General features: G+C 57.0%; 20 protein-coding genes and 1 other annotated feature. Of the genes, 5 read left to right on the forward strand and 15 right to left on the reverse strand.

Annotation, left to right across the window (positions count from 1 at the left end):
* Positions 1-4 precede the first annotated feature (4 nt).
* From A1WC_RS01095 to A1WC_RS01080, 4 genes are all read right to left on the reverse strand, one after another.
* A complete protein-coding gene (locus A1WC_RS01095) occupies positions 5-367 on the reverse strand; it encodes a DUF202 domain-containing protein (protein WP_008806755.1) in 363 nt (120 codons plus the stop codon).
* Entirely contained in the window at positions 357-704 is a 348-nt protein-coding gene (locus A1WC_RS01090; RefSeq protein ID WP_002923305.1) for a YidH family protein, read from the reverse strand. Before A1WC_RS01090 ends, A1WC_RS01095 begins: the two co-directional genes overlap by 11 nt.
* A 100-nt stretch (positions 705-804) precedes the next feature.
* Complete coding sequence (locus A1WC_RS01085; protein ID WP_008806754.1) at positions 805-2,127, reverse strand: 6-phospho-alpha-glucosidase; 1,323 nt, start codon at positions 2,125-2,127, stop codon at positions 805-807.
* Entirely contained in the window at positions 2,124-3,746 is a 1,623-nt protein-coding gene (locus A1WC_RS01080) for an alpha-glucoside-specific PTS transporter subunit IIBC (RefSeq protein ID WP_008806753.1), read from the reverse strand. Before A1WC_RS01080 ends, A1WC_RS01085 begins: the two co-directional genes overlap by 4 nt.
* 298 nt (positions 3,747-4,044) lie before the next feature.
* Between A1WC_RS01080 and A1WC_RS01075 the strand changes: the two genes are divergently transcribed.
* Positions 4,045-4,791, forward strand: coding sequence for a GntR family transcriptional regulator (locus A1WC_RS01075; protein ID WP_008806752.1), 747 nt, complete (start codon positions 4,045-4,047; stop codon positions 4,789-4,791).
* Here the strand turns inward: A1WC_RS01075 and A1WC_RS01070 are convergent.
* The 3 genes from A1WC_RS01070 to ibpA form a co-directional block, all read right to left on the reverse strand.
* Positions 4,759-6,420 carry a putative transporter gene (locus A1WC_RS01070; RefSeq protein ID WP_012540259.1) on the reverse strand — a complete coding sequence of 554 codons (1,662 nt, stop codon included), beginning with the start codon at positions 6,418-6,420 and terminating at the stop codon, positions 4,759-4,761. The genes A1WC_RS01075 and A1WC_RS01070 overlap by 33 nt on opposite strands.
* Positions 6,421-6,565: 145 nt before the next feature.
* Positions 6,566-6,994, reverse strand: coding sequence for a small heat shock chaperone IbpB (gene ibpB, locus A1WC_RS01065; RefSeq protein WP_008806750.1), 429 nt, complete (start codon positions 6,992-6,994; stop codon positions 6,566-6,568).
* A 116-nt stretch (positions 6,995-7,110) separates the two neighbouring features.
* Positions 7,111-7,524, reverse strand: coding sequence for a small heat shock chaperone IbpA (gene ibpA, locus A1WC_RS01060; RefSeq protein WP_004151523.1), 414 nt, complete (start codon positions 7,522-7,524; stop codon positions 7,111-7,113).
* Positions 7,518-7,593, reverse strand: a sequence feature (ROSE (Repression Of Heat Shock gene Expression) occurs in the 5'-region of heat shock genes and acts as an RNA thermometer to modulate expression.). (Overlaps the previous gene by 7 nt.)
* Positions 7,594-7,838: 245 nt before the next feature.
* On the opposite strand from ibpA, the gene A1WC_RS01055 reads away from it, so the two are divergent.
* A complete protein-coding gene (locus A1WC_RS01055; RefSeq protein ID WP_004151524.1) occupies positions 7,839-8,171 on the forward strand; it encodes a YceK/YidQ family lipoprotein in 333 nt (110 codons plus the stop codon).
* A gap of 1 nt (position 8,172) precedes the next feature.
* Here the strand turns inward: A1WC_RS01055 and A1WC_RS01050 are convergent, their stop codons facing one another.
* The 8 genes from A1WC_RS01050 to dnaA all read right to left on the reverse strand — a co-directional run bounded on the left by A1WC_RS01050 (position 8,173) and on the right by dnaA (position 19,023).
* Positions 8,173-9,399: a DUF3748 domain-containing protein gene (locus A1WC_RS01050; RefSeq protein WP_016162020.1), complete on the reverse strand. Its 1,227-nt coding sequence runs from the start codon at positions 9,397-9,399 to the stop codon at positions 8,173-8,175.
* A 77-nt stretch (positions 9,400-9,476) separates the two neighbouring features.
* Positions 9,477-10,610 (reverse strand): BamA/TamA family outer membrane protein, encoded by a 1,134-nt coding sequence (locus A1WC_RS01045; protein WP_008806748.1) that lies wholly within the window; start codon positions 10,608-10,610, stop codon positions 9,477-9,479.
* Positions 10,607-11,689 carry a hypothetical protein gene (locus tag A1WC_RS01040; RefSeq protein ID WP_077249697.1) on the reverse strand — a complete coding sequence of 361 codons (1,083 nt, stop codon included), beginning with the start codon at positions 11,687-11,689 and terminating at the stop codon, positions 10,607-10,609. Before A1WC_RS01040 ends, A1WC_RS01045 begins: the two co-directional genes overlap by 4 nt.
* A gap of 149 nt (positions 11,690-11,838) precedes the next feature.
* Positions 11,839-12,651, reverse strand: a complete 813-nt coding sequence (yidA, locus tag A1WC_RS01035; RefSeq protein WP_008806746.1) for a sugar-phosphatase — start codon at positions 12,649-12,651, stop codon at positions 11,839-11,841.
* 200 nt (positions 12,652-12,851) lie between these two features.
* Positions 12,852-15,266 (reverse strand): DNA topoisomerase (ATP-hydrolyzing) subunit B, encoded by a 2,415-nt coding sequence (gyrB, locus tag A1WC_RS01030; RefSeq protein ID WP_012967008.1) that lies wholly within the window; start codon positions 15,264-15,266, stop codon positions 12,852-12,854.
* A 28-nt stretch (positions 15,267-15,294) separates the two neighbouring features.
* Positions 15,295-16,368 (reverse strand): DNA replication/repair protein RecF, encoded by a 1,074-nt coding sequence (recF, locus tag A1WC_RS01025; protein WP_012967007.1) that lies wholly within the window; start codon positions 16,366-16,368, stop codon positions 15,295-15,297.
* 146 nt (positions 16,369-16,514) lie between these two features.
* A complete protein-coding gene (dnaN, locus tag A1WC_RS01020) occupies positions 16,515-17,615 on the reverse strand; it encodes a DNA polymerase III subunit beta (RefSeq protein WP_008806743.1) in 1,101 nt (366 codons plus the stop codon).
* Between the two features lie 4 nt (positions 17,616-17,619).
* Positions 17,620-19,023, reverse strand: a complete 1,404-nt coding sequence (gene dnaA / locus A1WC_RS01015) for a chromosomal replication initiator protein DnaA (RefSeq protein WP_012540254.1) — start codon at positions 19,021-19,023, stop codon at positions 17,620-17,622.
* Between the two features lie 621 nt (positions 19,024-19,644).
* On the opposite strand from dnaA, the gene rpmH reads away from it, so the two are divergent.
* Genes rpmH through yidD form a run of 3 tightly spaced genes read left to right on the forward strand, consistent with a single transcriptional unit; the run spans position 19,645 to position 20,381 of the window.
* Positions 19,645-19,785 (forward strand): 50S ribosomal protein L34, encoded by a 141-nt coding sequence (gene rpmH, locus A1WC_RS26875; RefSeq protein ID WP_000831330.1) that lies wholly within the window; start codon positions 19,645-19,647, stop codon positions 19,783-19,785.
* Between the two features lie 15 nt (positions 19,786-19,800).
* Positions 19,801-20,160 (forward strand): ribonuclease P protein component, encoded by a 360-nt coding sequence (gene rnpA, locus A1WC_RS26880; protein WP_004151535.1) that lies wholly within the window; start codon positions 19,801-19,803, stop codon positions 20,158-20,160.
* A complete protein-coding gene (gene yidD / locus A1WC_RS26885) occupies positions 20,124-20,381 on the forward strand; it encodes a membrane protein insertion efficiency factor YidD (RefSeq protein ID WP_004151536.1) in 258 nt (85 codons plus the stop codon). Before rnpA ends, yidD begins: the two co-directional genes overlap by 37 nt.

Consider the following 20,381-nt stretch of genomic DNA (forward strand, 5'->3'; position numbering starts at 1 on the left):
CCTGTCATGACATATCCCTAATGAATAAAACGATCGGTTGAAGGTGAGTAACAGCAAACAGGAATGCCAGAGAAAGTACTGCGAGTGCGATCAAAAATTTGTCACGAACCGCCCGCGGCTGTAAAAAATCGCTATCGTCGACGTCCATCAGATGACGACGGCGGGTATAGCCCCAGAGGATCACCGCCACTATCGCCAACACGCCGATCGACAGCCAGAACGGCAGGCCGGCGCGGTGCCAGCTGTGTTTAATCGCCAGCGCCATCAGCGCGCCATAGCCCAACAGAGTGCGAAACCAGGCCAGCGAGGTGCGCTCTGGCTGTAGTCCCGGATCGCCTTCCCGCCGCGCCCGGCGTTTATCCGCCATACACCACCAGCAGCATCACCGCGGCCACCACCGCCAACAGCAGGATGCTAATCACCAGCAGCGTGCGGGTATAGGGAAGGTCCTGTTTCAGACGCATCGCTTTCTCGTTATTCAGCCAGCGCAGATAGCCATAGATGGCCATGCCGCCGGCAAAGAGACACAGCAGCAGGGCAAGAATTTCACGGATCAGCGGCGTGGCAAAGTCCGGCGCTAACTGGTCAAGGCCGACGCCGGCGGCGAGAAAACCGAGCGCCGTGCGGATCCACGCCAGAAAGGTGCGTTCGTTAGCCAGCGAAAAGCGGTAATCCGGCGCTTCGCCGAGGCGGGAGATTTTCATTACAGTTCCTTGTTCATCGCGCTGCAGGCTTCAGCATAGCGTAAATCAGGAACCGGGGAGAAGAACCGGCGCCCCGCGGGCGCCGGTCAAACAGCGGGGATTAATGCAGCTCAGGCCAGTAATCTTTGTTGGCTGCAATCAGGTCGTCGAGGATCGCTTTCGCCACTGAGGCGCTCGGTACGGTTTTCGACAGGGTAATCGCCTGCCACAGCTTGTGGTAAGAGCGCTGTTCCCAAGCATCGACCACCAGTTTTTCCACTGCTACCTGCTGGCTCATCATCCCTTTCTGGAAGTGCGGGATGTCGCCAACCGTCAGCGGTTCCGGTCCGTTGTGACCCACCAGACAAGGGATCTCCACCATCGCGTCAGCGTCAAAGTTATGGATCGCGCCGTTGTTTGGCACAATCAGCAGCATCCTTTCCTGCGTGTTAAAGGCGATGGCCGTCGCCAGATCGACGATATACGACGCATGCTCGTCAATCTCCAGATCGCCAGCGGTGGATTTCCCGGCGGCAATAATCGCCCGGCAGGCGCTGAAGACGTTTTTCTCCCGATGATCCATCACCTCATTGGCGCGGGTACGCTCCGGGTTGGAGTGAGCCACCACGTAGTCCGGGAACAGGTAATATTTCAGGTAGGTGTTCGGCATGGTCTGCGGATCCAGCGCCTGCACGTCTTTCGCTTTAGCAAAGGTATCGTTCCAGCTGGCCTCGGTGTGCGGATCGTTAGAGGGCGGCACATAGCCATATTTCGCCACATATTCACGCAGTTTCGGCATCAAATCGTTGCCGTCGAGGTCCTCAATCGATGTCCACCAGCCGAAGTGATTGAGGCCGTAGTAGCGCACGCGCATCTGTTTGCGATCTTTGAGGCCGACAATCTGTGCCATCCGCCCTTCAATGCCGATCGGCATATCGCAGATATTGAGGATTTTGGCGTTCGGCCGCAGACGTCGGGTGGCTTCCGCCACAATCGCTGCCGGGTTGGAGTAGTTAAGCATCCAGGCGTTCGGCGAATATTTTTCCATATAATCCACCAGCTCCAGCACGCCGCCGATAGAGCGCATACCGTAGGCGATCCCCCCCGGACCGCAGGTCTCCTGGCCCAGCACGCCGTGGCGCAGCGGGATTTTCTCATCCTGTTCACGCATCGGATATTTACCGACGCGGATATGTGCCATGACGAAATCAACATCGGTAAACGCCGCCTGCGGATCGGTGGTATAGCTGAATTCAATCTCCGGCGCCTGCTCTTTGAGGATCACTTTGCACGCCTCGGCGATGGTCTCCTGACGCGCGCCGTCGTTGTCGTAAAATTTCAGCGACCGCAGCGGAAAACGATCCTGGTTTGCCAGCAGCATCAGAACAATGCCCGGGGTGAAGGTGCTGCCGCCGCCTGCGATAACAACTGAGAATTTTTTCATGATACTGCCTCCGTCATGGTGGTATGTTCGGTCGAAAGAGAATCTTTCATCAGGTTTTCCAGCTGGTCGCGCACCTGGGGAACGTGCAGGCCGACGATGACCTGAATCCCGTTGCCGCGGCGTACTACCCCGTGGGCGCCCAGCGCTTTAAAGACGTCGTCACTTTGCGTTTTCGCCATATCGACCAGCGCGATGCGCAGTCGGGTGGCGCAGTTGTTGATGCTTTCAATGTTGTCGGCGCCGCCGAGGGCCTGCAGGAAGCCAGCGGCCTGACCCAGCCGGGTCTCTGGCGCGGCGGCGGCCGTGGTTTTACCTCGTGCCGCCTGGTAATCGGCCTTGCTGTAGAGCTTGATTTCGCTCTCTTCCCGGCCAGGCGTCTTCAGGTTCAGACGCAGGATCAGGGTGCGGAAGACCACGAAGTAGAGGGCGGTGAAACAGAGGCCGATGCCTATCTGAATGAACATCATCGAGGCGTGGTGATGGAACATCGGGATCCAGTTTTGCGGCAAGAACTGGTCGAGCAGGCCGCCGCCGAAATTGCCTACCACGCCGCAGATGTACATCACCGTCGCCATGGTCGCCGCCAGCACCGCGTGAACGGCGAACAGCAGCGGCGAGATGAACAGGAAGGTGAACTCCAGCGGTTCGGTGATCCCGACCAGCATCGCGGTCAGGGTGGCGGGGATCAGCAGGCCGGCGACCTTGACGCGATTTTCCGGCGCGGCAGTGAAGTAGAGCGCCAGCGCAATCCCCACCGAACCAAACACTTTCGAGTTACCGTGCAGAGCAAAGCCGCCCTCCGGGAACAACGTCTTCAGCGGTTCCGTACTCTGACTGAACGCCTGCAGATGCTCCGCCCAGTAGACCTGCAGACCGCCCTCCACCACCGCCGGGCCAAAGATGAACGGGCCATAGACGAAGTGGTGCAGGCCGGTGGGGATCAGAATGCGCTCAAGGAAGATGTAGACCCACACCCCAAGCGCCCCGGCTGAGCGCAGGAAGGCCTGCAGCGATTCAATGCCCAGCTGAACCTTTGGCCAGCCGAGCAGGGTCAACCAGGCACAGGGGATCATCGCGAGGAAAGCGACAATGACCACAAACGATGATCCCTGAAAGATGCCGAGGAACACCGGCAGGGGTTTATCGAAATAGCGATTGTGCAGGGCCGTCACCAGACCGGAGATGACGATGGCGCCGATAATGCTGGTGTCGAGGGTTTTGATCCCGGCAATCATCGTCAGGCCGCTGCCTGCCGTGGGTTCAACGGAAAAGTCGACGCCGAAGAAGTGGCCCCAGGTCATCCCCATGGCGTTAATAAAGTAGTTCCAGGTGAGAAAACTCACCAGCACCGCCAGACAGGCCCGGCCCTGGGCCTGTTTCGCCAGGCCGATCGGCAGACCGACGGCGAAAATCAGCGGCATATTACGAAAGACGGTCCAGCCGCCCTCTTCAATGATGTGAACGATCTGGGCAAACAGGCTGTCGGGTGCGGTCAGCGCTTCGCCGACGAACATCGGGTTGCGCAGCATGATGGCGATACCGACCACGATTCCGGCAAAAGGAAACAACAAAACCGGAGTAAACATGGCGCCGCCAAAGCGTTGTATTTGACTGAGCATTTGAAAATCCTCATGTAACAACTCGTAGGGTGAGTGGCCTTCTTTTTCTTGATTACCGGCCTGACTCGAGAATAGAAATTTGCCCGTCCGACAACATGCCGCGCCGTTGCGATTCGTGATCCCATTCATGGTTTTAATTTGGCCAAAGTCGTCTACTTCGATAACCAAAGTTAGACATCGATAAGTCAGACAGTGGAATTAACGAAATGAATGAGTATTAATTACTTGTAATAAATCTATTTTTTTAACGAAAAGAGAAGACAGCGACATTCCACTTTCCTGCACAAGAGGACTACTGGTGATCTACAAATCCATTGCTGACCGCCTGCGGCTGCGGCTGAATTCCGCCGACTTCGCCATCGGTAGCCCGCTACCGGGAGAGAAAAAACTGGCCGAGGAGTTCGGGGTGGCGCGCATGACTATCCGCAAAGCCATCGACCTGCTGGTGGACTGGGGATTGGTTGTGCGTCGCCACGGCTCGGGGACGTTCGTGGCGCGTAAGGACGTCCATCATGAAACCAGCAATCTCACTGGCCTGGCGGAAGTGCTGCGCAAGCAGGGTAAAGAGGTGGTGAGTCAGGTGCTGGCCTTCGAGGTGATGCCTGCTCCGCCGGCCATCGCCAGCCTGCTGCGGATTAAAATTGATGAACGGATCTACTTCTCACGGCGGGTGCGCTACGTCGATGGTAAGCCGCTGATGCTGGAGGATAGCTATATGCCAGTGAAGCTGTTCCGCAACCTGTCGCTGAGCCATCTGGAGGGTTCGAAATTTGATTATATTGAGAAGGAGTGCGGGATCATCATCAGCGGGAATTATGAAACGCTGACGCCAGTGCTGGCGGACAAGCAGCTGGCGCGCTCAATGAATGTCCCTGAGCAGACGCCGCTGCTGCGTATTACCTCCCTTTCCTACAGCGACAGCGGCGAGTTTCTTAACTATTCCGTCATGTTCCGCAACGCCAGCGAGTATCAGGTGGATTACCACCTGCGCCGCGTCCAGGCGCAAAGCCCGCTAGCTCAGCCCCCAGAACAGCACGGCGAGTAGCTGCGGGGTGATAATCCGCAGGAACATCACCAGCGGATAGACGGTGGCGTAAGAGAGCGCCGCCGCGCCGCTGGTGGCGTGCAGATTGTTGGCGAAGGCCAGCGCCGGTGGGTCAGTCATGGAGCCGGCCAGCATGCCGCACAGCGTCAGATAGTTCATTTTCGCCAGCATGCGCGCGAGAATGCCTACCGTTAGCAGCGGAATGGCGGTGATGAAAATGCCGTAGGCGATCCAGCTCAGGCCCTCGCCCTGGGTCAGAGTGGCGACAAAGTCGCCCCCCGATTTTAGCCCGACCACCGCCAGAAACAGCACGATCCCCAGCTCGCGCAGCGCCAGGTTGGCGCTCGGCGGCATAAACCAGTACAGCTTGCCGATGCTGCCGATACGCCCGAGGATCAGCGCCATAATCAGCGGCCCACCGGCCAGCCCCAGCTTCAGTGCGGCAGGAAAGCCGGGAATAAACAACGGGATAGACCCCAGCAGTACCCCGAGTCCGATGCCGATAAACACCGGCAGCATCTGGACCTGCTGCAGCTTCTGCTGAGCGTTACCCAGTTCGGCGGCCACGGCGTCAATCGCCTCCTGACGACCGACCAGGTTGAGGATGTCACCAAACTGCAGGCTGGCGCTGCTGCTGGCCACCAGCTCGACGCCAGCGCGATTCAGCCGGGAGATCACCACGTCATAGCGCTGTTTGACGTGCAGATCGCGTATTTTCTTCCCCAGCACTTTTTCGTTAGTGACCACCACCCGCTCGACTTTCAGATCGGTGCCGCGCGTCGACAGCGAGGTGGCCACCTCCTGGCCAATCACCAGCTGCGCATTGTGCAGATCCTCCGGTCGCCCCACCAGGTGCAACAGGTCGCCCGCCTGAATAAGGGTGCCCGGCGCAGGTACCATCAACAGCTCACCGCGCTTCAGCCGCGAACAGACGATGTTGTCGCTATTGAGCATCGGCACATCCTGAATCGCCATCTGGTTGAGGTTGGGGTTCTCCACCCGCACGTTAATGGTGTGCAAATGAGCGTGGCCGTTGCCGCTGCTCTCCTCAAACCGCTGGGCCTCTTTCTCCACATTGATTCGGAAGAACAGGCGCACCAGCCACATGGTCAGCAGAATGCCGCAGATGCCGAACGGATACGCCATCGCGTAACTCATCCCCATCTGATCGACCACCTCGAACGGTACGCCGAGATCGCGGAGAATTTGCTGCCCGGCCCCCAGCGCTGGCGTGTTGGTCACCGCACCGGAGAAGATACCGAGCACCACCGGGAGAGGAATATCGAACAGTTTATGCAGCACCGCGGTCACCAGGCCGCCGAGGATAACAATAAGGATAGCGAACAGATTGAGCCGCAGGCCTGAGACCCGCAGCGAGGCGAAAAAGCCCGGCCCCACCTGAATACCGATGGTGTAGACGAACAGGATCAAGCCGAATTCCTGAATAAAATGCAGCATCGGGCTGCTGAGGGCGACACCCGCCTGATCGACAAAGTGGCCGACAATAATCCCGCCAAACAGGACACCGCCAATGCCAAAGCCGACGCCGCGGATTTTGACATTGCCGATCCACAACCCCACTACCGCCACCAGCGCCAGCACGCTGACCGTCAATGCTATCTCACTCATGGTATCGTCCCTGTGAATAACACCATTAACTACAGGGATTATGACCGCTGCCAGACGGGTTGTATGCCGCCTGGCGCACAATACCAGCAAACAGACCGGCACAAAAAAGCCCCGAAAAACGGGGCCTTATCAGTAGGTTACTTTATTAGCTATTTAGCGCCGGTCGTTCGCTGATGGCGATACGCTGCGGGGCAATCTGCTCAGGCTCATTGCGGGTCAGATCGATATGCAGCAGGCCATTGGTGAAGGTCGCGCCAGAGACCTCCATGTTGTCGGCGAGGGTGAAGCTCAGGCTGAAGGCCTGGCTCACCAGCCCCTGGTGCAGCCATGTGGTCTCTTTTTCCGGCTGCTGCGGCGTGCCTTTCACCACCAGACGGGTGCCTTCCAGTTGAATATCCAAATCTTCCTGACGGAAACCGGCCAGCGCAAGGGTAATGCGATAGTGGTTATCGTCGCTTTTTTCGATGTTATAGGGCGGGAAGCTCTGGCTTTCACCGGCGGTTTGCAGGGCGTTGGCCAGTTTGTCAAAACCGATCCATTGACGCAGCAGGGGGGATAAATCGTAGTTACGCATAGTGTTTTCTCCTTCTAAGAAGCGAGTGAATACCTGCGAATTCTGTAAATTCGCATCTGCTCCCTGACGGCGAGCAGGTTGTGACATCAGGCCGCCACGCGGCCTGAAACGGACAATTAGTTGATTTCGATGCGGCGCGGCTTGTTCGCTTCCGGGATCACGCGTTCCAGATCGATATACAGCAGGCCGTTCACCAGGTTGGCGCCGCGGACGTGAATATTTTCCGCCAGCTGGAATTTGCGCTCGAAGTTGCGCTCGGCGATCCCCTGATACAGGTAGGTCCGCTCTTTCTGCTCGGCGGCGTGGGCGCCTTTGACGATCAGCAGATTGTCCTGGGCCGTGATCTCCAGCTCGCTTTCAGCAAAGCCAGCCACCGCGATAGCGATGCGATAGTGGTTTTCGTCTACCAGCTCGACGTTATACGGAGGGTAGCCGCCGTTGCTCTGGCTTTGATTGTTTTCCAGCAGGTTGAACAGGCGGTCGAAACCAATGGCTGAACGATATAGCGGGGAAAGATCGAAGTTACGCATAGTAAATAGCTCCTGAAAATCAGCGAGAATCAAATGACCTTCCATCGTGGACAGGCCGCGGTAATCCGGAATACCCCTCAGGCGTATTCTCAGTGGGTTACACCTATAAAATGGGTTTCTCCCCGTGCTTTTCAAGGGATTGAGGGCGAATTTTTTTGCAGTTTGCCGATGATTGCTTAGACTGGGGGGAGGAGCACAAAAAGCAAAGTGCGATGCCCGCCACAGTGCGGCGCAATAACGCTATGCATTCACGGGTTGGCCCGATATAACCGCTGGAAGGTTATCTCAACGCCCGAAACGACGATGGAAGAACAATGAAAAGCAGACGACTGTTAAAGCTGGTCCTGTTCAGCGGGATAATAAGCCTGAGCGGTTGCTCCAGCGTAATGTCACATACCGGTGGCAAAGAGGGAACCTATCCGGGCACGCGATCCAGTGCGCAAACGCTGGGAGACAGCGATACCAACTGGGGTGTGAAATCACTGGTGGCGCTGGACATGCCGTTCACCGCCGTCATGGATACCCTGCTGCTGCCGTGGGATATGTTCCGCACCGACAGCTCAATCAAATCACGGGTCGAAAAAAGCGAGAAGGCCACGCTGGCGACCAACTCGGTGATACCGCCAGCGCCGATGCCTGCCCAGTAAGTTATCGTCCGGTCTGTGTGACCCACAGCTGGCGATAACCGTCCACCTCCTCCATCCAGGCAATCTGTTTACCGTCTGGCGAAAAGACGATCGCATCAGCCGAGGGCGCATGCGCATGCACCTTGGTTAAAAAGGTGATATCGCCTGTGCCGGCATGGCAGCAGGCAATCCGATCCTCCAGCACAAAGCCCAGCCACTCTCCTGATGGATGCCAGTTAAACGCCGACTGGATACCCGACGCATGATACGTCAACTGACGCGGCTCGCCCCCCTGCGGTGAAATAAGCCACAGCTGCACCACGCCGGCGTCATCGCACATCAGAAAGGCTATCGCCGTCGCCTGGGGATTGGCGCGCACCCAGTGGCGCGGGACGTTCACCAGTCCCGGGTAGCGGCGATGGTGGGTGAAGGTCAAACGACGCTGACTGACGCCCGCCGGCGGCGCCGGCATTGTGGTTGCGGTACCGGCCAGCGGCGCCCCGCCAGGCTGCTTCCAGCCGGCTTCATCCTGCGGCAGATCGACAATAAACAGCTCAGGCACTTTATCGCCATTTTCCGCCAGGGTATCGCCAATAAACGCCAGCGCATGGTTCCCGACCCAGCCCTCTTCATAGGCGCGATTAATCTCATCGCTGCCCGGCACGGGAGTCGGTGTCGTGCGGCTTACCAGCACGCACCAGTGGCTGCCGCTATATTCGCGCGGATGCTTTCCCTGCGGCGTCACCGGCCCATATGGCGCCGCCACGCCGACGTTGCGCAAGTCCAGCGCCGGGTCGCGCTCGTGCAGCACGTGGTCGTTATAGGTAAAGCTGACGAACTGACCGTTGGGGCTATAGACATGGACGTGGCTGCCGCCGCGCAGCGCGCCGGGCGTGTAAGGGGCGGTAATGTCCATGGCGTCCAGATTCTCGACGGCTCCCTGAAAGGCCACCACCCCGCGGCGATGATGAAAATCATACTGCCACTGCGCATCCGGCTGCTCGGGGCCATGAATAAACACATAGCGCTCCTGGGTTGGATGCACGGTCACCACGCCAACGCGCGCGCCTTGCGTGGCATGATAGACGGTCTCCACAGTACCGCTGTTTACGTTCACTCGCTCAATGGTTTCACCGGTGAACGACGCGCCGGACGGGCGGACGTCGAACACCAGCCACTGGCTGTCGGGGGTCCAGGTGCGGGTGTTAGTGAGCTGGTGGTTGCGAGGGGCAAAGGTAACTTGTTTCATGGCGTGCTGACCTGGCCGATATAAGAGTGGCGTTAGCATACCGCAATCCGCGCGGGGTTGAATGCCCGACAATGTGCTTAAAACGCTTCTCCAACCTGGAAATAGAACCCGCTGCTGCCTTTGCCGATGCCGTAATCAAGACGGATATTGACCCGCGGCTTGAACTCGAAACGATAGCCAACGCCGCCAGTAGGCAGCCAGCGGCCATTGTTCAGCGATGACAGCGACGGCCCCATGGTTCCCGCCCCGACCCAGGCCACAATCCCGTGCCGCCAGGTGAGCTGCCGACGGTATTCCAGTTGGCTGCTAACGACGTTTTTATCCCGGTAGCGCCCCTGATAGTAGCCGCGCATCCGCTCGTCGCTGCCCAGCAGGGGCATCATGCTCCACGGTACATCCCCTTGGGTGAAGGCGCCATCGGCCTCCCAGGCGAGCACGCTTTTCTCGCTCAGGGCATGATAATGGCTATAGTGCAGCTGAAATTCATCAAAACGGGTATCGCTGCCTAACCCGGGGGCGTAATGGGTGTAGCGGAAGTTGGCATACTGGCCCCGGCGCGGGTTGGGGACAAAGTCGCGATCGTCCCAGTTGATATCGATGCTGGCGCCAGAGCTGAATACCGACGGTCCCTGTGGGGTACTTTCTATTTTCGGTAAATCGTCGTGGTCCATCTCATCGGCATTCTGCGCCGCCAGCGACCACCCCGCGCCGAGATAAACATTGTCGATCAGTTGCCGGTAGATTGTCGGGCGCAGGGTCAGCACCTGGGCGGTATATTTTTCCTTCTCGTTGTCTTTATCTCCGGCGTGAAAACCCTGCCCCCAGTAGTAAGTCGGGGTATTGGCCATCGACCCTTCAACAAATACGCGCCACAGATCGTTGTCGAAAAAGGCGTAGTTTTTCACGCTGAGGCCAAACGCGCCGGTGGAGCTGGCGTAGCCGCTGAGCGTCAGGGTGGAATTCTGGCTGGTGGTATCCTGCGGATCGGGGCGATACATGCCGACGACCGCGGTGCCGATGCCCAGCCCCAGCTCCGGCGTATAGAACGGACCGGGCATCACGCCCCAGTCGATGCCTTTGCTGGCGTCGAACTTATCGCTGGCGCCGAGATGCTGCAGCCAGCCGTCGATTTTCTCGCGGCTGAGCGTCTCGGCCTGGCTGCAGATCGGGTAGGTTAACAGCAGCAGAAAAAGGATAAACAGTCGGCTCAAAAGCGATACTCACCGGCGATAAAAAAACTGTTACGTTCGGCAAAGCCAAACTCGGTAGTAATATTGAAATGCTGCGTCAGCTCGTACTGCGCGCCCACCAGTACGTTCCACGGCGACTGTAAATGCTGTTTCACATCGAAGCGGCCGTTATTGTCCTGATTGGCCAGATTGACCATATTTTGCAGCATCGGCGACGGCATTGAGAGATCGTTGAGACTGCCCTTAAACTCCTGCTGTACGTCCTGATACATGCTGCCGACCCACAGGTTCAGCTTTCCGGCGGGGAGATGCAGCGTATCGACCGATGGCGTAGTGAAACGATAGCCTACGCGTGGCGAAAAGGTAAACGCGTCGATACTGCCGTCGAGGATATCAAAGCGCGTTTGCGTGTAGTTGGCGTCCAGCACGGTAAACCAGTTGCCGACGCCGCCCACCAGGGTGGTGCCCATCCCGTAGGTGGCGCCTTTAAAATCGAGGCGAAAGTCGAGATCCTGCATCCCCGGCAGGGGGACCACTTTACCATTCGGCCCCTTCAGGCCGACGGCAATCTGCGAAATCGAATGTCCTTCGGTGTGTCCGACGAGGCCATAAACGTTCATAAATGGCAGCAGCCAGGCATCCAGCTTAAGCGTCTCGGTTTTGCTGCTTTCCCGCGTATTACCGACGCCAATCTGGAAGGCGTTATCCAGCGAGACCGGCCCATTAGCGAAAATGTTATTCACGGCGTGTTTGCAGACAGGATCCTTACCGCAATCGATGTTACGGCCATCCAGCGACAGCCCGGTGAAGTTAATGCTGTTGACATTAATATTCTGCCGCATATCCATATAGTTCATGCTGACGCCGAACGGCAGCGGCAGGACGTAGCCGCGCTTTCTGGCCTCATCGCCTAAAAAAGGCAATATCGCGGTTGGTTCCGCTACTGCAGTCTCGGTTTTGACCGGCGCAGGCAGATCCGCCGGTTCTGCGCCGTGATAGGCGTATACCGGCTCAAGCGGCGCCGTTGGTTCCGCGGCCACGCAAATCTGTACAAAGGCGAATGGCAGCGCAACCAACATCAAACGGTGGTATATATTCATGAAAATTATGATGTTAGTGAAGCATTGCGAAAAAGAGGGCGGGTAGCTTATAGAATCCCCTGTACGGAATAAGGGATTTAAATGCGGATTAACATCTGTTCATGAAAAAAGAGAAGATCGGCCCGGACAACGCCGGGCCTGAAGAACGCTTACGCTAAAACGTATTTTTCAATGGCGAAGGCGACGCCATCTTCGAGGTTAGATTTGGTGATGAAGTTCGCCGCTTCTTTGACCGCGGGAATGGCGTTATCCATCGCCACGCCGACGCCGGCAAACTCAATCATCGCGATATCATTTTCCTGATCGCCAATCGCCATAATCTCTTCCGGTTTGATACCCAGCGCATCGGCCAGGGACTTCACGCCAGTGCCTTTATTGACGCGTTTATCCAGAATTTCGAGGAAGTACGGCGCACTTTTCAGCACGGTGTACTTCTCTTTCACTTCCGCCGGGATACGGGCGATGGCCTTATCCAGGATCGCCGGCTCATCGATCATCATCACCTTCAGCAGCTGGATCTCAGGGTCCATTTTTTCCGCTTCACAGAACACCAGCGGGATGGTCGCCACGTAGGATTCGTGGACGGTGTAGTAGCTGATATCGCGGTTCGCGGTGTAGAGCGTGTTGCGATCGAGCGCGTGGAAGTGAGAGCCAACCTCGCGGGAGAGCTGCTCGAGGAAACGATAGTCGTCATAGCTTAGCGCGGTTTGCGCAACGGTACTGCCGTCACCGGCCTTCTGCACCAGCGCGCCATTGTAGGTAATGCAGTAATCACCCGGCTGCTCCATATGCAGCTCTTTCAGATAGCTGTGGACGCCAGCGTAAGGGCGACCGGTGGTCAGCACCACGTTGACACCCCGCTCGCGCGCCGCGGCAATGGCGGCTTTCACCGCAGGAGAGATGGTATGGTCTGGCAGCAGCAGCGTGCCGTCCATATCGATTGCAATCAGTTTAATAGCCATAGGATCCCCGGGTAAGATGAGTCTTCCCTCATGCTAACGCGATTCCGCTCAAAAAACAGTAAAAGTGTCGGGCAGAAAGGGGGATGGAAGCGGGAGCGAAGAATCCCCTTTTAGCAGCAAAAAAAAGCCCGGTCACGCGATGCGACCGGGCTTATACATCCTGTTGCCCCGGTAAAACGCGTTACCGGGAAATACGCGACTTAAATATCGATATTCGCCGCTTTCAGGGCGTTCTCTTCGATAAAGGCGCGACGCGGCTCAACGGCATCGCCCATCAGGGTGGTGAACAGCTGGTCGGCAGCGATCGCATCCTTAACGGTTACGCGCAGCATGCGGCGGCTGTCCGGATCCATGGTGGTTTCCCACAGCTGATCCGGGTTCATCTCGCCCAGACCTTTATAGCGCTGGATGGAGAGACCGCGACGGGACTCCTTCACCAGCCAGTCGAGGGCCTGCTCGAAGCTGGCTACCGGCTGACGGCGTTCGCCGCGCTCGATGTAGGCATCTTCTTCCATCAGGCCGCGCAGTTTCTCGCCCAGGGTGCAGATACGGCGATATTCCGGCCCCATGATGAACTCGTTATCCAGCGGATAGTCGGTATCCACCCCGTGGGTACGGACGCGGATAATCGGCTCAAACTGCTGCAATTCACCGTTCTCGCGGACATCAAATTTCCACTGGCTGCCGTGCTGCTCTTTCTCATTCAGCTCGGAAACCAGGGTGTTCACCCAGCGGGTTACCTTCTGCTCGTCAGCCAGATCGGCCTCGGTCAGGGTCGGCTGATAGATAAGCTCTTTCAGCATCGCTTTCGGGAAGCGGCGCTCCATGCGGCCAATCATTTTCTGGGTGGCGTTGAACTCGGCAACCAGTTTTTCCAGCGGTTCGCCCGCCAGCGCCGGCGCATTGGCATTGGTATGCAGGGTCGCACCGTCAAGAGCGATAGCGATCTGATACTGATCCATCGCTTCGTCGTCTTTAATGTACTGTTCCTGCTTGCCTTTCTTCACTTTGTACAGCGGCGGCTGGGCAATGTAGACATGGCCGCGTTCGACGATTTCCGGCATCTGACGGTAGAAGAAGGTCAACAGCAGGGTACGAATGTGCGAGCCGTCGACGTCCGCATCGGTCATGATGATGATGCTGTGATAGCGCAGTTTATCCGGGTTGTACTCATCGCGGCCGATGCCGCAGCCAAGGGCGGTGATCAGCGTCGCCACTTCCTGGGAAGAGAGCATTTTATCGAAGCGGGCTTTCTCAACGTTGAGGATTTTACCCTTCAGCGGCAGGATCGCCTGGTTCTTACGGTTACGACCCTGTTTAGCAGAGCCGCCCGCGGAGTCCCCTTCCACGAGGTACAGTTCAGACAGCGCCGGGTCGCGTTCCTGGCAATCCGCCAGTTTGCCCGGCAGGCCTGCCAGATCCAGCGCGCCTTTACGGCGGGTCATTTCACGGGCGCGACGTGCGGCCTCACGGGCGCGCGCGGCGTCAATAATTTTGCCGACCACGATTTTGGCATCGGATGGGTTTTCCAGCAGGTATTCGCTCAGCAGTTCGTTCATCTGCTGTTCTACCGCAGACTTCACCTCAGAGGAGACCAGCTTGTCTTTGGTCTGTGAGGAGAATTTCGGATCCGGCACTTTCACCGATACCACGGCGATCAGACCTTCACGCGCGTCGTCGCCGGTGGCGCTGACTTTCGCTTTTTTGCTGTAGCCTTCTTTATCCATGTAGGCGTTGAGGGTACGGGTCATCGCCGCGCGGAAGCCCGCCAGGTGAGTACCGCCGTCACGCTGCGGAATGTTGTTGGTAAAGCAGTAGATGTTTTCCTGGAAACCGTCGTTCCACTGCAGCGCCACTTCCACGCCGATACCGTCTTTTTCGGTGGAGAAATAGAAGATATTCGGATGGATCGGCGTTTTGTTCTTGTTGAGATACTCAACGAACGCCTTGATGCCGCCTTCGTAGTGGAAATGATCTTCTTTGCCGTCGCGCTTATCGCGCAGGCGGATAGAGACCCCTGAGTTCAGGAACGACAGCTCGCGCAGACGTTTCGCCAGGATGTCATATTCGAATTCAGTAACGTTGGTGAAGGTTTCATGGCTCGGCCAGAAACGCACCATGGTGCCGGTTTTATCGGTCTCGCCGGTCACCGCCAGCGGCGCCTGCGGTACACCGTGCACATAAATCTGTTTGTGGACTTTGTTATCGCGCTGGATAACCAGCTCCAGCTTCTGCGACAGGGCGTTAACCACCGAGACGCCTACGCCGTGCAAACCGCCGGACACTTTATAGGAGTTATCATCAAATTTACCGCCGGCGTGCAGGACGGTCATGATAACTTCCGCTGCGGAGACGCCCTCTTCCGGGTGAATGCCGGTTGGGATGCCGCGACCGTCATCCTGTACGGAGACGGAGTTATCGCTGTGGATGGTGACAACGATATCTTTGCAGTAACCCGCGAGCGCTTCGTCGATAGCGTTATCCACAACCTCGAATACCATGTGGTGCAGACCGGTGCCGTCATCCGTGTCGCCGATATACATACCCGGGCGCTTACGCACCGCATCCAGCCCTTTCAGGACTTTGATACTGGAGGAGTCATAAGAATTCGACATCAACGTTTCTCGCTCATTTAATCTTGGGTTAATCCGTTATTTTACCTTTTTCCACGCGGAACATCTTCGAATTTTTGTCCGACATGTCCATAACGTGTTCAGCGCTGATCGCGCTGACGAAAACCTGCGACTGCGTCGCTTTCAGGCGGCTGGATAACAGACCGCGGCGGGCATCATCAAGTTCCGAGGCAAAATCATCTATCAGGTACAGGCAGCGCCGCCCGCTGACGCGGGTGAGGAACTCACCTTGCGCCAGACGCAGGGCGCACATCAGCAGCTTAAGCTGCCCGCGCGACAAGGTATCTTCCACCGGCGCCCCGTCGGCGCGAATACGGAAATCCGCTTTATGCGGGCCGTGGGCGGTGTAGGTTAACATTCTGTCGCGTTCGAAATTCCGCTCCAGCACCTCGGCGTAGTCCGTTTCTTTTTCCCAGCCGCGCTGGAAAGAGAAGGTGAGGGTGAATTCCGGTAAAAATTGCTGACAGGTATCCGCCATGTCTTCGACAATAGCGGCGCTGTATTCGGCACGCCAGCGGCTGATCTGCTCCGCCAGCGGGATTAATTCCAGATCCCACGGCCGCAGCTGGGCATAGCGGCTCACCTGGCGTAGCGCGGCGTTGCGCTGCTTGACCAGGCGCTTCAGGTTGCTCCAGGCGGTGAAGAATCCGGCTTCGTTGTGAAAACATCCCCAATCGAGGAATGCTCTTCTGTATTTGGGGCCGCCGTTGAGTAAAGTAAACCCCTCCGGCGTAATCAGCTGCATCGGCATCAGGTGCGCCAGTTCCGCCACTTTGTGGCCGTCGGTGCCGTCGATGCGCACCTTGCTGTCGCCCTGTTTGTCTTTGGTCAGGCCGATGGCGGTTTCCCGCTCTTCGCCCTGCAGGCGGCCGTGCAGAACAAAAGCCTCCTGCTCGTGGCGGATCACCCGGCCAATTTGCAAACTACGAAACGCCCGGCCGTGACCGAGCGTATAGATAGCTTCCAGCACGCTGGTTTTACCGCTGCCGTTTGCGCCAACCAGGAAGTTAAAGCCGGGAGATAAAGCGAGATCCGCATTTTCAATATTGCGGAAGTCTTTGATGAGCAAGCGCGTCAGTGACATATCAGCGTTCTTTGGGCCAGGGCGTTATCGGCGCAGCCAGTTTCAACGCGGACTGCGCGCAGACCCTGGAGCGTACACGAAGTACGTGACAGGGGCGAGCACAGCCCAGGTTGAAAATGGCAAGTAAGATAGCCTGATATTTTCCACTACAATCTCATAGGCATGACGACATAGGCGGCGGATTGTGAAGCCGCATCCTCAATCTGCACGCTCGACACCGAATCCGTCAGCAGAATGCGCACATTCTCGCATTTCAGCGCATTGAGCACATCCAGCACGTAGCTAACGTTGAAGCCAATCTCCATCTCCGTTCCGGCGTAGGTCACATCCAGAATCTCTTCCGCCTCTTCCTGCTCCGGGTTGTTAGCGGTGATTTTCAGCTGATTTTCGCTGACGTACAGCCGCACGCCGCGGAATTTCTCGTTCGAGAGGATTGCCGCGCGGGCGAAGGCCTGCTTGAGAATGTCACAGCCAGCATCGAGATGTTTATCCGGATTTTTCGGCAATACGCGGCGATAATCCGGGAAACGGCCATCAACCAGCTTCGACGTAAAGATAAAATCGCCCACATGAGCGCGGATATTGTTGCTGCCAATCTGCACGCGCAGCGGGGTATCGCCGCCGTCAAGCATCCGCATCAACTCAATCACCCCTTTACGCGGCACGATCACCGAATGGTTCGGCAGCGACGCTTCCAGCGGCATCGAACAGACCGCCAGGCGGTGACCATCGGTGGCCACCGTGCGCAGTTCGCTGCCTTCGGTTTCAAACAGCATGCCGTTTAAGTAGTAACGAACATCCTGGTGCGCCATCGAGAACTGAGTGGCTTCGATCAGACGCTTCATGGTCGCCTGCGGCAGGGTAAATTCCACTTCGCTCTGCCAGTCATCCAGATTCGGGAAATCGGCAGCAGGCAGCGTCGACAGCGAGAAGCGGCTGCGGCCGGAACGCACCAGCATCCGATCGCCTTCCAGCTGAACCGCGATCTCCGCGCCTTCCGGCAGGCCGCGGCAGATATCAAAGAATTTCCGTGCCGGAACGGTCGTTGCGCCCGCTTCGTGCGGCTGAACCAGCGCCACGCGCGCCACCATCTCCATTTCAAGATCGGTACCGGTCAGCGACAGCGCGCCGTCCGCGACCTGAAGCAGCAGGTTACCGAGAATGGGCAGCGTCGGACGACCACCTAACGGACCGCTCACCTGTTGCAGCGGTTTTAATAAATGTTCACGTTCTACGGTAAATTTCATAGCGTCACGAGGATAATGTTCTGATTAAATTGGAAAAATCTTCTTTAATGTCGTGGCTTTCTTCACGCAACTGCTCAATCTTACGGCAGGCGTGCAGCACGGTGGTATGGTCGCGGCCGCCAAACGCATCGCCGATTTCCGGCAGGCTGTGGTTGGTCAGCTCTTTGGCCAGCGCCATCGCCATCTGGCGAGGACGCGCCACCGAACGGGAGCGGCGCTTGGACAGCAGATCCGCTACCTTAATCTTGTAGTACTCCGCCACCGTCTTTTGAATATTGTCGATGGTGACCAGTTTTTCCTGCAGCGCCAACAGATCGCGCAGCGCTTCGCGCACGAAATCGATGGTGATCGCCCGGCCGGTGAAGTTGGCGTTGGCGATAACGCGGTTCAGCGCCCCCTCCAGCTCACGCACGTTTGAGCGCAGTCGCTTGGCAATAAAGAACGCCACTTCGCCCGGCAGGCGAATGTCGTTTTCATCGGCTTTTTTCATCAGGATCGCGACGCGGGTTTCCAGCTCCGGCGGCTCGATCGCCACCGTCAGACCCCAGCCGAAGCGGGATTTAAGACGATCTTCTACGCCGTTGATCTCTTTTGGATAACGATCCGACGTCAGGATGATCTGCTGATTACCTTCCAGCAGGGCATTGAAGGTGTGGAAAAACTCTTCCTGGGATCGCTCTTTATTAGCAAAGAACTGAATGTCATCGATCAGCAGGGCGTCAACGGATCGGTAGTAGCGTTTAAACTCTTCGATGGCGTTGTTTTGCAGCGCTTTGACCATGTCCTGGACGAAACGCTCGGAGTGCATATAGACCACTTTGGCGTTCGGCTTACGCGCCACAATGCCGTTACCCACCGCGTGCAACAGGTGGGTTTTCCCCAGACCGGTGCCGCCATAAAGGAACAGCGGGTTGTAGGCCCCGCCCGGGTTATCCGCCACCTGACGCGCCGCCGCGCGGGCCAGCTGGTTAGATTTACCTTCGACGAAGTTATCAAACGTGTGTTTCACGTTAACGTTAGAGCGGTAGGTCGGCTCCGCTGGCGCCGGGACATTATCCCAGCCTGGGCGCACGATCGTCGGCGCCACGCGCGCGGTCTGCACCTGCGCCGCCGGAATGGCCGCCGCAGCCGGGCTTACCGCTCCTTTCTGCAGCGAGCTGGCTGGCTTAGCACCCACCTCAAAACGCAGCTGCGGGGCATCAGCACCGCAAAAGTCATTGAGGAGTCCATTGATATTATTGAGGTATTTGTCCCTTACCCAGTCGAGCACAAAACGGTTTGGCGCATACAGTGCCAGCGTGTTATCGCTCAGTTCCGCCTGCAATGGGCGGATCCACATGCTGAATTCTGTGGCTGGTAACTCATCCTGCAATCGGGCAAGACACTGCTGCCAAAGCGAAAGTGACACGGCGGACTCCACTCGAACATAAAATCGATATCAAAGAAAAACAGAAACAATCATGATTGTTGGCACACGTCGACAAGACCCTGCATTAGCCGAAAAGCCCCTGCACAAAAGGGGTGACGTGCGAACCGCTATCTGCGGTTATTACCCGTTGCGGATCCGTGGATCGCGATCGGGACCGGGGATCATAGCCTAAACTGAGAAAGAGATCTTGTGTTTCTCAACAGATTCTTCCCGATTTATCCACAGGAAGGATCGAAACCGGGTAAGTGTAATCGATCCTGGGGAGAGTGAAGCACGATTTCCGCCGCATATTGGAAAAATTAATGAGCTATGCTGGTTTTGGGCGGAAACGATCTAACAAAGATCCTTCAGGATCCTTGCGCTTTACTGGCCAGGCCGTATAATCCCCCACCCGGCGCGTAATGCCCGTTTTCGTCACGCGTCTCAGCTTATTTTTTGTGCGACGAGGTGCGAGAAATAAGGAAAGAGAATTGACTCCGGAGTGTACAATTATTACAATCCGGCCTCTTTAATCACCCACGCTGAGGCGTAAGTCGTTCGAAGTTCGTTCGGGTCTACGCAAAAGTCAGTGAATTTATTCAAGTTTAGGTAGAAATCGCCATGAAACGCACTTTTCAACCGTCTGTACTGAAGCGCAACCGTTCTCACGGCTTCCGTGCTCGTATGGCTACTAAAAATGGTCGTCAGGTTCTGGCACGTCGTCGTGCTAAAGGCCGCGCTCGTCTGACCGTTTCCAAGTAATAAAGCTAACCCTGCGTGGTTAAGCTCGCATTTCCCAGGGAGTTACGCTTGTTAACTCCCAGTCATTTCACTTTCGTCTTCCAGCAGCCACAACGGGCTGGCACGCCGCAAATCACCATCCTCGGCCGCCTGAATTCGCTGGGGCATCCCCGCATCGGTCTCACCGTCGCCAAGAAAAACGTGAAACGCGCACATGAACGCAATCGGATTAAACGTCTGACGCGTGAAAGTTTTCGTTTGCGTCAACATGAACTCCCGCCAATGGATTTCGTGGTGGTGGCGAAAAGAGGGGTTGCCGACCTCGATAACCGTGCTCTCTCGGAAGCGTTGGAAAAATTATGGCGCCGCCATTGTCGCCTGGCTCGCGGGTCCTGATCGGCCTGATTAGAGTTTATCAGCGCCTGATTAGTCCGCTACTCGGGCCGCATTGTCGTTTCACCCCAACCTGTTCTCAATACGGAATTGAGGCCTTACGCAGGTTTGGTGTGATAAAAGGCAGTTGGTTGACAATGAAACGCGTATTAAAATGCCACCCTTTACACCCTGGTGGTGACGATCCCGTCCCGCCTGGACCATTTGATACCAGAGAACACTAA

Origin of the sequence: Klebsiella sp. KTE92, from assembly GCF_000398905.1 — a bacterium.
Classification (GTDB): domain Bacteria; phylum Pseudomonadota; class Gammaproteobacteria; order Enterobacterales; family Enterobacteriaceae; genus Klebsiella; species Klebsiella variicola.